At 64.1% G+C, this 11,440-nt stretch carries 10 protein-coding genes and 1 pseudogene; 4 read left to right on the plus strand and 7 right to left on the minus strand.

Annotated features, from left to right (window positions below):
* From A5702_RS26950 to A5702_RS25575, 3 genes are all read right to left on the minus strand, one after another.
* A partial coding sequence (locus A5702_RS26950; RefSeq protein WP_231965037.1) for a hypothetical protein occupies positions 1 to 73 on the minus strand: 73 nt, incomplete at its 3' end.
* Between the two features lie 127 nt (positions 74 to 200).
* Positions 201 to 665 carry a hypothetical protein gene (locus A5702_RS10325; RefSeq protein WP_068220399.1) on the minus strand — a complete coding sequence of 155 codons (465 nt, stop codon included), beginning with the start codon at positions 663 to 665 and terminating at the stop codon, positions 201 to 203.
* Between the two features lie 241 nt (positions 666 to 906).
* Positions 907 to 3,573 carry an ATP-binding protein gene (locus tag A5702_RS25575; RefSeq protein WP_255378668.1) on the minus strand — a complete coding sequence of 889 codons (2,667 nt, stop codon included), beginning with the start codon at positions 3,571 to 3,573 and terminating at the stop codon, positions 907 to 909.
* 627 nt (positions 3,574 to 4,200) lie between these two features.
* Here A5702_RS25575 and A5702_RS10330 point away from each other — a divergent pair.
* Both A5702_RS10330 and A5702_RS10335 read left to right on the plus strand, forming a co-directional pair.
* The gene (locus A5702_RS10330; RefSeq protein WP_068220382.1) at positions 4,201 to 6,132 is read left to right on the plus strand and encodes an NAD(P)/FAD-dependent oxidoreductase; all 1,932 of its coding nucleotides are present in this window, start codon (positions 4,201 to 4,203) and stop codon (positions 6,130 to 6,132) included.
* 10 nt (positions 6,133 to 6,142) lie between these two features.
* Positions 6,143 to 7,168 (plus strand): alcohol dehydrogenase catalytic domain-containing protein, encoded by a 1,026-nt coding sequence (locus A5702_RS10335; protein ID WP_068220385.1) that lies wholly within the window; start codon positions 6,143 to 6,145, stop codon positions 7,166 to 7,168.
* A 14-nt stretch (positions 7,169 to 7,182) separates the two neighbouring features.
* Here A5702_RS10335 and A5702_RS10340 read toward each other — a convergent pair whose 3' ends face one another.
* Both A5702_RS10340 and dtd read right to left on the minus strand, forming a co-directional pair.
* Positions 7,183 to 8,094, minus strand: a complete 912-nt coding sequence (locus A5702_RS10340; protein WP_068220387.1) for a class I SAM-dependent methyltransferase — start codon at positions 8,092 to 8,094, stop codon at positions 7,183 to 7,185.
* A 37-nt stretch (positions 8,095 to 8,131) separates the two neighbouring features.
* Positions 8,132 to 8,563, minus strand: coding sequence for a D-aminoacyl-tRNA deacylase (gene dtd, locus A5702_RS10345; protein ID WP_067819085.1), 432 nt, complete (start codon positions 8,561 to 8,563; stop codon positions 8,132 to 8,134).
* A gap of 51 nt (positions 8,564 to 8,614) precedes the next feature.
* On the opposite strand from dtd, the gene A5702_RS10350 reads away from it, so the two are divergent.
* A complete protein-coding gene (locus A5702_RS10350; RefSeq protein WP_068220390.1) occupies positions 8,615 to 8,920 on the plus strand; it encodes an MTH1187 family thiamine-binding protein in 306 nt (101 codons plus the stop codon).
* Here A5702_RS10350 and A5702_RS10355 read toward each other — a convergent pair.
* Entirely contained in the window at positions 8,902 to 9,405 is a 504-nt protein-coding gene (locus tag A5702_RS10355) for a macro domain-containing protein (RefSeq protein ID WP_068220393.1), read from the minus strand. The genes A5702_RS10350 and A5702_RS10355 overlap by 19 nt on opposite strands.
* A 34-nt stretch (positions 9,406 to 9,439) precedes the next feature.
* On the opposite strand from A5702_RS10355, the gene A5702_RS10360 reads away from it, so the two are divergent.
* Positions 9,440 to 10,714 carry a competence/damage-inducible protein A gene (locus A5702_RS10360; protein WP_068220396.1) on the plus strand — a complete coding sequence of 425 codons (1,275 nt, stop codon included), beginning with the start codon at positions 9,440 to 9,442 and terminating at the stop codon, positions 10,712 to 10,714.
* Positions 10,715 to 10,795: 81 nt separating this feature from the next.
* Here A5702_RS10360 and A5702_RS10365 read toward each other — a convergent pair.
* A pseudogene (locus A5702_RS10365) lies at positions 10,796 to 11,389 on the minus strand (MFS transporter); the annotation flags it as partial.
* Positions 11,390 to 11,440: the final 51 nt, after the last annotated feature.

Raw genomic sequence — 11,440 nt, forward strand, 5'->3', positions numbered from 1 at the left:
CGACATCTCGGCAGTGGGTGAACGCGAAGATCGGAAACTCGATACCAAGCTCATCGCAGATGGCGGTGTGCATGCCTACTCCTGTGGGGCGCGGACCGAAGCCAAAAAATTGGAACGTGTTCTAGTTTAGTACGAAGGGCATTGACGTGGCCAGCGGGTCCTGACCTGCGATTTGTCACTACGACCCGTCGCGTGGTCGCTCAGACCGCCGCGCTCCGCGCGATCCACAGCGCCAGGAACGCGAACATGCAGCCGGCGCACACGAGGTGATCCCGGCAGATGGACCGCGCCAGGCGGCTCTGCTCGTGCGGCCCGTCCCCGCGGCGCCCGAGTCGCACCGCGTCGGGCACCGTCTGCGTCAACGCCAGCAGCATCGGGATCCCCGCCAGGGCGGCCGACAGGACAAGGAGCCACGAGGGGTCGTGCCCGCGCGCGGACTGGTAGGTCAACGCGGCCAACAGGATCACCATGACGGCGGCGATCAGCCGGCTCATCGGGCGAGACGTGGTCGTCGCGCGGTGGTAGTAAGCCGCGATGGAAGCGAGCACCGCCTCGGGCAGATCGATCGGCGCAGAACGGAACCGGAGGACTTGGACGTCGAAGATCAAGTCCATCCACAAAACCGCGAACAGGAACCCACCGCAGGCCGTGAGCACCGAGGCCATGGCGCTCCTCCCTGCGAGCACTCCGATGTGAACCCATTGTTCCCAGCGCCGCATCGAAATGGAATCACTTCTGCCACCTCAGTTTCCTGGCTTTGGCGTCGCCCTTCGTGTTGGTGAGCGGTCGCAGTATCCGAACGGTGTTCTAGTACCGCTAGCAGATCCAGGCAGCTCCCGAGCCAACCGAGTGCTTGACGCGGTAGCACGTCACAAAGCGCTGCCAACCTTTCAGTACAGCAGCCAATCAAGTCAATCCAATAGACGCCTTAATCGCAGCAACGGCAAGGCCGGCGCCGATTGTTGTCGCGACCCCAAGCGTCCACTCACCAGCCTTCTTTAAACGACTCTTCGTTGCTTCTGCGTCACCGGACGCCGCCGCCGTGATTGCGCCGTCCAGTTCAACCAACGCGACGTCGCGCTCGAACGAGCCACGGCGCCCATCCACCTCGGACCGGACTCGTTTCAACTCGTCCACTAGGTCCTGAAGGCGAGAGAGCGGAAATTCGTTAGAAGCTTGGACAAATGCGGTGGAATTGTCACCAACCGCTCCGGTAACATTGTTCATCCTGTACTTACTGTACTCACTCACGGTGTCCACCCTTACATTTACTAGTTGCTGAGGTCCTGAATCAGGGCCCTCCTGTTGTCCCCTTCCTACTTGTTTAGGAAGTCTTAGACGGTGTAGGTCGCGTCCCGCTATGACGGAAGGTCCTCCCCAAGTTCTATGCAGGTCGCCGTCCAGCCCGGTAAATACACCGGGAAGAATGGGAAAATAAAATGCGGGATGGGGACCTAATTTGGAAGGCACATCGTCCCATATCGAAATGAGGCGCGCAGGAATCTCTCCATCCGCGCCATCAAATGGCTTGCCATCCAACGATTCGATGCACTCACGAGCAAGTTCTATCCTGTCAAGACAGTAATATGTGCAACCCAAAATCCAGATACCGGAACGGTTATTGGGAAGCGAGATCGACTGTATAACGTCTTGAGCGCGATCTAGTTCAGAGCAACAAAGCCAACTGAATGCTGCTTGAGCGGCGACAGTTTGCGATTTGCTGATAAAATCGTCAACCGCTAAGGCTGCGGTTCTATAGCGCTGGCCTTGCTGATAAATGAGGCATTCACATAATGCGGCGACACTGCTCGTAATCTCAGACTGCTCCAAGGAATCCTGGATGCGTTTGAGTTGACTCACATCACGTTTACCATGCGCGATAAAAATCGCTTGTTCAAGCGGACGCCAGTAGAGGGGAGCATCTGAAAGAACGCCAGCGCGGTATATCTCGATCAGCTTTGCAATCGCATGGTTTGTCTGTCCAGCTTTTGTAAGTAGCCTTCCGATGGTTGCCGCAAGGTCGATCTGCCCCTCAACATCAAGCTGTGTCAGCCCCTCGTCTACGAGCCGCACGGCGTCAGGCATGAGATCCTCATCTTCATATCCCTCGATAACGGCGCGGTACAAGTCTGCGTGCGTCCGAACGGCGAGTTTATTGAAGCCCTGCCGGGCAACAGATTCAGCCGTTCGCGCGCCCTCTAATCGGGCGCTCAATTGAACAAGAGGGCGCCAGACTTCGATATGCCTTGATTCTCTTGCGCTTATACGTAATTGTCTTAATGCGAGAAGATCGTCGTCTTTTTGATTTCGTTCGAGCAGCAGCCGCGCAAGCAACCACCGCAGATTGGCGTACCCCTTGTCCTCGTATCCTTGAAGCGCGCCATTTAGTAGGAATAGTAATTGTTCGCGCTCAGCTGCTGCTTTCGGCAATTTAAGATTCGATCCATATGCCCTCAACAGCTGACGTCGAAAAGTGGCTGCAATGTTCTCGAATTCGTCGAGCTGCCCGGCTCGCCATAAATGGTATTTCGCTTCGACAAATTCCATGCCGTGGCTGGTCAGCGATTGGTTATGATTAACTTGCCTAAAGTGACGCGAATAATGATCGGCGGCTTTGTTGTATGCCATTTCCGCTCTTCGATTGTTATTTTGCACCGCCGGGAGGCACAATTCTCGGACGACAGGGTTAACAGCATACCAGTTTTGGCTGCGGGTCAGGAGGTACCGGGAGATGAGCTGGCGAGTGGCCTCTTCGATATCGATTACATCGGCGGCAAGCCTACTAATCGCGTCGTAACGAAATGACCGCCGGTAAACTGACAGAAACTCGAGGAGCATTCTTAAATCCTGGTCTAAGTGGCCCAAGCAACGGCCCAAGAATTTCTTTTCTAACGACCTCACGAGTCGAGGTGACACGACGCGGTTTTTAAGCTCCCATCCTTCCGGATCGAGCTCCACAATTTTTTCAATAGGCTCAAATCGCAAACACTGCACCAAACTTTTCATAGCCGATGGATTTCCGCCAAGCCACCGGACAACATTTTTTATCTCGGAATCAGAGAGGTGCGACAGCATACTCTCTCGACCGAGGAGCTCCTTAAGGAAATTTTCCGCCTCGCTGGAACTGAGTGAATCTAAGGCAGTCGTTACGACTTGGTCCATTTCCCAGATGCCTTCAGGCATTACTCGATTGGCGATTATTAGCAGCCGTAACTTTGTGGTGAAGTCTGGTGTTAAAGAATCGAGGAATCTGGTGAATTGGGCGGGCGGGAGGCCGGTGCGCTCGTCGAGTAAATAGTCAAAGTCATCGACGATGATTAGCTGGTCCGTGCGGGCTGTCCTAGAAAGGCTGGTCAGTAGATCATCATCTTGATCTCTGGCGACGGACGGTAGGCCGATCCTCTCAAGCTCGCTCGCTATGGTTAGAAGAAGGTCGTCGAGTGAAAATCCCTCTGCACCTGCTGCGACATACACGCAGGGAATTTGCACGGTTTCGAACAGTTCACCTGCCAAGGCGGTCTTTCCGACTCCAGAGAACCCGCTCAAGACGCAGACTGGAGGCCCACTCCTCATCCACTCTTGTTGCAGCCACTGCAGTCGGTCACCGAATTGCTGCGATATCGCAGGCACAGTCCCCCCTAGGCGTGATTAACGAAGGCCTGCGCCTTCGCGCAACCGGTTCACAGCCCGAAGTGACCTTCTAACATGAAAGCAGCGAGATGTGATCGGATCAAGCAGCTGGTCAGGTGATTCGGCTTCATCCAGCGAGCGCTAAACCGGTCCGGAGGGCGACCTTAGGCGATCGCGCAAGTGGTCAGGCATGCGCGGCTCCTAAGGGGTGTATTCTTCGAAGGTAAATTTCGAGTGGCTCGCTTGGACGGGTGGTCGCAGGACCGAAGACTGCCATCGCGTTGTCGTTCCAGCTGATGATCACTTACCCAACGTCGGCGTTGCGCATCCGCTGGCAGCCATGTTGTAAAGCCTCATTACTTGCCGCCACCGCACTTGGACCGCGGGCAGCCGCGCACACAACACCTTCCATCACCCGAGAACCTGATGTCAGACGGGGACGAGGACGACCCGCGCCGTAGCGGCCAGACTATTGATCCCCTCGGTCGGCAGCGGGTACCGTAGTGCTTCCAATTACGACACGGCGAGTAGCGTAATTTGACAGCCCCGTTCACCGAGAGGATCGGCTCGATGCGCAGCGCCTATGCCGGCGATCCCTTCACCACGTCGACGGCCGAGATCGAGGCCGCCCTGGCGGAGGTCAGCATCCCGACGCTGCTGCTTTCGCTCGTGCACGTCACCGGCGACCCGCGCTTCATCCGCGACTTCAAGCAGATGGGCGTCTTCCTCAACGAGATTCAGGGATTCATGTCCGAGGAGGACAAGGCCCGGGCCCGCGCGGCGGCGTTGCCGGTGATCACCGACTATCGCGACCGTGGCTGCCCCGAGCCAAAGCCGCTGAGCCTCGAGCTCGTTCGGGAGATGATGGACTGGGCGGCCTGCGAGCACGTCGGGGACGACTACCTGCCCCTGGTCCTCGAAGAGATGGACCTCGAAGCCGTCGACCCGCGCCGGCCGGCCGTCCTGCCGACCGATAGCGCGGCCGACATTCCGGTCCTGGTCGTCGGGTGCGGCGAATCGGGCATCCTGGCCGGAATCCGGCTCAAGCAGGCCAACATCCCCTTCACCATCGTGGAGAAGAACGCCGGCCCGGGCGGAACGTGGTGGGAGAACAGCTATCCCGGCGCGCGCGTCGACGTGGCCAACCACTTCTATTGCTACAGCTTCGAACCCAACAACGACTGGACGCATTTCTTCGCCGAGCAGCACGAGCTGCAGGACTATTTCACCAGGGTCATCGACAAGCACGACCTGGCCGAGCACGTGCTGTGGAACACGGAGGTGCTGGCCGCCGAGTGGATCGACGACGACGCGACCTGGAGCGTCCGACTGCGCGGCGCCGAGGGTCAGACCAGCACGGTGCGCGCGCGGGCGCTGATCACCGCGGTCGGTCAGTTGAACCGGCCCCACATCCCCGAGTTCGACGGCGCCGAGAGCTTCGCGGGGCCGTCCTTCCACTCCGCCGCCTGGGACCACTCCGTCGACGTGAGCGGAAAGCGCGTCGCGCTCGTCGGCGCCGGCGCCAGCGGTTTTCAGATCGCCCCCGCCATCGCCCCGGATGTCGCGCACCTGACGGTGTTTCAGCGGACCGCGCAGTGGATGTTTCCCAACCCGATGTATCACGACGAGGTCGGCGAGGGCATGCGGTGGGCCATGCGCCACCTGCCGTTCTACGGACGGTGGTACCGCTTCCTGGTGCTGTGGCCCGGCTCCGACAAGGGCCTGGACGCCGCGGAAAGCGACCCCGACTACGCCGACCAGGAACACGCGGTCAGCGACATCAACGCCGCCGCCCAGATGATGTTCTCCCAGTGGATCACGAGTCAGGTCGGGGAATCCTCAGAGCTGCTGAGCAAGGTGATGCCCGACTATCCCGCGTGCGGCAAACGGACCCTGCAGGACAACGGCAGCTGGTTGCAGACGTTGCAGCGCGACAACGTCGAGTTGGTGCGCACACCCATTCGACGGATCACCCCGCGCGGCATCGTCACCGAAGACGGCGTGGCGCATGACGTCGACGTGATCGTGTACGCCACGGGATTCCGGCACACCGACGTGCTCTGGCCGCTGAGGATCACCGGCCGCGACGGAGTCGACCTGCGCGAGATGTGGGGGAGCCGGCCGTATGCCTACCTGGGCATCACGGTTCCGAACTTTCCGAACCTGTTCATCATCTACGGGCCCGGAACGCATCTCGCCCACGGGGGCAGCCTGATCTTTCAGTCCGAATTGCAGATGCGTTACATCGACCAGTGCCTGGCGCGGCTGGCCGAGGGGGATGTGCATTCGCTGGAGCCGAAGCCCGAAGCCGCCGCCGATTGGCATGAGCGGACCCAGAACCAGATCAAGAAGATGGTGTGGGCACACCCCGCGGTCAAGCACTCCTACTTCAAGAACGCCGACGGGGAGATCCACACCGTCAGCCCGTGGCGCCTCAACGAATACTGGGCCGCGGTGCGCGCGCCCGACTGGTCCAAATTTGTTGTGCGGCAGGGGAAGTGAGCACACGAGCATGCGTACGGTAGTCGTCGACGGCCCCCACAGCATCCGGGTCGACACCCGGCCCGACCCGGCGCTGCCCGGCCCCGACGGGGCGATCGTCGAGGTCACCGCCGCCGGCATCTGCGGATCCGACCTGCACTTCTACGAGGCGGATTTCCCGATGGCCGACCCGATCGCGCTCGGCCACGAGGCGATCGGCACCGTGGTCCAGACGGGACGCGATGTGCGCACCGTCAAGGTCGGGGACCAGGTGATGGTGTCGTCGGTGACCGGGTGCGGCAAGTGCGCCGGCTGCGCCACCCGCGATCCGGTCATGTGCCACAACGGCTTCCAGATCTTCGGCGGCGGCGTCCTGGGCGGGGCGCAGGCCGACCTGCTGGCGGTGCCGGCGGCGGACTTCCAGCTGCTCAAGATGCCGGAAGGCATCAGCGTCGAACAGGCGCTGCTGCTCACCGACAACCTCGCCACGGGGTGGGCGGCGGCGCAACGCGCCGATATCCCGCCCGGTGGCACCGTGGCGGTCATCGGCCTGGGCGCCGTCGGCCTGTGTTCGCTGCGCAGCGCGCTGTTCCAGGGCGCCGCAACGGTTTTCGCGGTCGACCAGGTCGACGGGCGGTTGGACCGCGCGGCGCGGTGGGGGGCGACGCCCCTCAAGGCGCCGGCGGTCGAGGCCATCCTCGCGGCCACCGGGGGGCGCGGCGCCGACGCGGTGATCGACGCCGTCGCCACGGACGCGTCGTTGACCGACGCGCTCAACGCGGTGCGGCCGGGGGGGACCGTGTCGGTCGTCGGTGTGCACGACATGAACCCGTTCCCGCTCAACGCCCTGGGCTGCCTGATCCGCAGCATCACCCTGCGGATGACCACGGCGCCGGTGCAGCGCACGTGGCCGGAGTTGATCCCGCTGCTGCAATCCGGGCGCCTGGACACCGACGGCATCTTCACCACGACGCTGCCGCTGGACGAAGCGGCCAAGGGCTATGCGACCGCCGCGTCGCGGTCGGGCGATGACGTGAAAATCCTGTTGACGCCCTAGGTGGGCACCGCGCCTTAACGTGTCGCCGTGATGTATTGCGACCGCATGAAGCTGTCGATCTTGACGTCGACGTCCGGTGGGGTCATCCCGTAGCCGGCCTGCAGGTCGAGCGTGTTGCGCACGGGCTGGACCGTCCACCCGTGCGCGGCCAGCCGTTCCGCCGGATCGGTCTGGGGTTCGTACGTCAGCGCGGAGAAATCGACGTCACCGGACATGTTGACGCCGGGATGCGCCGTCTCCAACGCCTCGAGGTGGTCGTGATCCAGCCGAGAACCCAACGCGCCGATGGCGATCCGGCTGCCGGGCGCGCTGAGGCCGCTGATCCGGGTGAAGAGCGTGTTCTGGGCCTCGTCGGTCAGGTAGGGCAGCACCCCCTCCACCGACCAGGCGCTGGGCCCCTCGGAGTCAAAGCCGGCGGCCTCCAGCGCCCTGGACCAGTCGGTGCGCAGGTCGGCGGCCACCTCGACCCTGCGGGCCTTGGGCGCCGCGCCCTCCTCGCCGAGCACGCGCGCCTTGAATTCCAGCACCTTTGGCAGATCGATCTCGAAAACGGTTGTGCCCGGGGCCCATTCGAGCCGATACGCCCGGGAGTCCAGCCCTGCGGCGACGATCACCGCCTGCCGTATGCCGGCGGCGCCGGCCTCCTCGAAGAAGTCGTCGAAAAATCGGGTCTGCACGCCGTAGAGGCGGGGGAAGGCCATCTCGTCTTCCGACGTGCCCGGATTGGCAACCGCGGCCGCCAGATACGGGTCTTGCGAGGCGGCGATGAAGACCTTGGCGTAATCGTCCCGGACCAGCGGCTGCGGGCTCAGGGCGTGCACCGCGCGCCAGCCGGCGACCAGCAAGGCGGTGTAGCCCACGCTGCTGACGATGTCCCAGTTGTCGTCGTCGGAACGGAGCTTGCCGAACTCGGGCGTCGTGCTCATGTCCGCTCCTTTCCTTCAGGGCCGAGGTCCAACGTACTCAGAGCTCCAACAACACCGTGACCGGGCCGTCGTTGACCAACTCGACCCGCATGTGCGCACCGAAAACGCCGGTCCGCACCTCGGCGCCCAACCGCTGCAGCGCCTCGGCGAAGGCCGCGACCAGCGGCTCGGCCACCGGGCCGGGAGCGGCGGCGTTCCACGACGGTCGCCGCCCCTTGGCGGTGTCGGCGTACAGGGTGAACTGGCTGACCACCAGGATGGGCGCGTTGACGTCCGCGGCCGACCGTTCCTCATCGAGAATCCGCAAATACCAGAGTTTTTCGGCGAGCCGCCGCGCCTTGTCGAGGTCGTCGCTGTGGGTGACGCCGACGAAGGCCAGCAGGCCTTGGCCGTCCGGCCGGATGGCGCCCACCGCCTCGCCGTCGACCGACACCGTCGCCGACGCGACCCGCTGCACCAGAATCCGCATGGGCTCGATGCTGCCAGCCCGGGCCCGCGGGAGAATCGGTAGGCTCGTCGTGTGTCAGTGCTCGTCGCGTTCTCGGTCACCCCGATGGGTGTGGGCGAGGGCGTCGGCGAGATCGTCGCGGAAGCGGTTCGGGTGGTGCGTGATTCCGGGCTGCCGAACCGGACCGATTCGATGTTCACCGTGATCGAGGGCGAAACCTGGGAAGAGGTGATGGCGGTGGTGCAGCGCGCGGTCGAGGCGGTGGCCGCTCGCGCGCCCCGGGTCAGCACGGTGATCAAGGCGGACTGGCGGGCCGGGGTCAGCGACGCGATGGCGCAGAAGGTCGCCACCGTCGAGCGCTACCTGTCCAACCCCTGAACGGCGTCGGTGAACGCGCGCTCGGCCGCGTCACCGTGGACCGCGAACACCACCTTTTCCAGCGCACCCGCGGAATGTCGCCGGACCGCGTCCACCATCAGTCGCGCCGCCTCGTCCAGCGGGAAGCCGCCGACGCCGGTGCCGAACGCGACCAGCCCCAGCGTGCGGCAGCCGAGCTCGTCGGCCCTTCGCAGCGTGGCGGCGGTGGCCCGCGTGATGATCGTCGCCGAGGTCGGGCCGCCAAGTTCCATGGTGGCGGCGTGGATGACGTAGCGCGCGGGCATGGCGCCGGCCGTGGTCTCGACGGCTTCCCCGAGGCCGATGGGCGCCTTGCGCGTCGACTCCCGCTGCACGTCCGGACCGCCGGCGCGGGCAATGGCCGCCGCGACTCCGCCGCCTTGGCGCAGTTGCGTGTTGGCCGCGTTGGCGATCGCGTCGAGTTCGAGTTTGGTGACGTCCGCCTGCACGACCTCCAACTCGATCATCGGCTCATTGTCTACCAGCGCTGCCAGTAGGCTCATGGCGGTGAGCGCACGCGCAGGCATCGTCGTCACCGGAACCGAGGTCCTCACCGGGCGCGTTCAGGATGCCAACGGGCCGTGGATCGCCGCCCGCCTGCTGGAGCTGGGCGTCGAGCTGGCGCACATCACGATCTGCGGCGACCGGCCCGCCGACATCGAGGCGCAGCTGCGCTTCATGGCCGAACAGGGCATGGACCTGATCGTCACCAGCGGCGGCCTGGGACCCACGGCCGATGACATGACGGTCGAGGTGGTGGCCCGGTTCTGCGGCCGCGAGTTGGTGTTGGACGACGAGACCGAAGCCAAGATCGCGAACATCCTCAAGAAGCTGATGGCCCGCTTCGAGGGTGTCGATTTCGAGGCGGTGCGCGCCGCCAACCGCAAGCAGGCGATGATCCCCCTCGGCGCGCAGGTGCTCGACCCGGTCGGCACCGCGCCCGGTGTGGTGGTCCCCGGGACGCCGACGGTCATCGTGCTTCCCGGCCCGCCGCGCGAGCTGCAGCCGATGTGGCGCCGCGCCATCGAGACGCCCGCCGCGCAGCAGGCGATCGCGGGCCGGACGGCCTATCGGCAGGAGACCGTGCGAATGTTCGGGCTGCCCGAGTCGGGTCTGGCCGAGACGTTGCGCGACGCCGAGGCGTCGGTACCCGGCTTCGAGTCGCTCGAGATCACCACCTGCCTGCGGCGGGGCGAGGTCGAAATGGTCACCCGCTACGAGCCGGACAACTCCGACAGCTACGCCAAGCTGATGCAACTGGTGCGCGACCGGCACGGCGAACAGCTCTTCTCCGAAGACGGTTCCACGGTGGACGATTTGGTCGCCGGTGCGCTGGCCGGCCGCCGGATCGCGACGGCCGAATCCTGCACCGCGGGGCTGCTGGCGGCGCGGCTGACCGACCGGCCCGGATCATCGGACTACGTGGCCGGCGGGGTGGTCGCCTACTCGAACGACGCGAAAGCCGAGCTGCTTAGCGTCGACCCGGGGCTGATCGAGGCCCACGGCGCGGTGTCCGAGCCGGTGGCCGAGGCGATGGCGGCCGGCGCGCTGAGCCGTTTCGGCGCCGACACCGCCGTCGCGATCACCGGAATCGCCGGGCCGGGCGGAGGGACGCCCGAAAAGCCGGTGGGCACAGTCTGTTTCACCGTGGCGCTGCGTGAAGGCCCAAAGCACACCCGCACGTTGCGGCTGCCCGGCAATCGCTCGGACATCCGAGAGCGCTCGACGACGGTGGCCATGCACCTGCTGCGGCGCCTGCTGGGCGCTGTCGACTAGGCCCGACTTCGAGATTGCCGCCATGGTCGCGATTGGCGCCCAAACCACAACCGCAGCGGCAATCTCGACGTAGAAACGTGGTCACTTCGCTTCGCTTGGCAGGAAAGCGGTTTCGGCCGTGCCGAAGCGAATCCCCGTGGCGTCCTTACCGATCAGCGTGAGGAACGCGACGGCGATCAGCACCGGCACGATCGTGGCCGCCAACGCGAACGGATAGCCGTGCGACTCGGCGAGGCGTTCCTGGATCGGTAGGTTGAACGCGGCCAACAGGTTTCCGAGCTGGTAGGTCACGCCGGGGTAGAGGCCGCGGATGGCATCCGGCGACATCTCGGTCAGGTGGGCGGGGATCACACCCCACGCGCCCTGCACGCACAGCTGCATCAGAAAAGAGCCGAGGCACAGCATCGCGGCCGTGCGCGAGTAGGCGAACAGCGGAACGATCGGCAGCCCCAGCAGGGCGCAGAAGATGATGGTGTAGCGGCGGCTGAACCGTTGCGACAGCGTGCCGAACACCAGCCCGCCGATGATCGCGCCGATGTTGTACACGATGACGATCCACTTGACGGTGGCGCTGGACAGGGCGGCGCCGTGGTTGGCGGTCGACGTCAGGAAGGTCGGGTAGACGTCCTGGGTGCCGTGGCTCATCCAGTTAAAGGCCGTCATCAGCAGCACCAGGATTCGGGACGTGCTGCGCGACGGGGCGATCATCCGCCGGTTCTTCTACCT

Source organism: Mycobacterium sp. E3339, assembly GCF_001666915.1.
Taxonomy (GTDB): Bacteria; Actinomycetota; Actinomycetes; order Mycobacteriales; family Mycobacteriaceae; genus Mycobacterium.

Coding starts and splice junctions, on each gene's coding strand:
- A5702_RS10355 (WP_068220393.1), bottom strand. CDS start 9,405: ATGATCGAGTTGGAGGTCGTGCAGGCGGACGTCACCAAACTCGAACTC.
- A5702_RS25575 (WP_255378668.1), bottom strand. CDS start 3,573: ATGAGGAGTGGGCCTCCAGTCTGCGTCTTGAGCGGGTTCTCTGGAGTC.
- A5702_RS10330 (WP_068220382.1), top strand. CDS start 4,201: ATGCGCAGCGCCTATGCCGGCGATCCCTTCACCACGTCGACGGCCGAG.
- A5702_RS10335 (WP_068220385.1), top strand. CDS start 6,143: ATGCGTACGGTAGTCGTCGACGGCCCCCACAGCATCCGGGTCGACACC.
- A5702_RS10360 (WP_068220396.1), top strand. CDS start 9,440: ATGGCGGTGAGCGCACGCGCAGGCATCGTCGTCACCGGAACCGAGGTC.
- A5702_RS10340 (WP_068220387.1), bottom strand. CDS start 8,094: ATGAGCACGACGCCCGAGTTCGGCAAGCTCCGTTCCGACGACGACAAC.
- dtd (WP_067819085.1), bottom strand. CDS start 8,563: ATGCGGATTCTGGTGCAGCGGGTCGCGTCGGCGACGGTGTCGGTCGAC.
- A5702_RS10325 (WP_068220399.1), bottom strand. CDS start 665: ATGGCCTCGGTGCTCACGGCCTGCGGTGGGTTCCTGTTCGCGGTTTTG.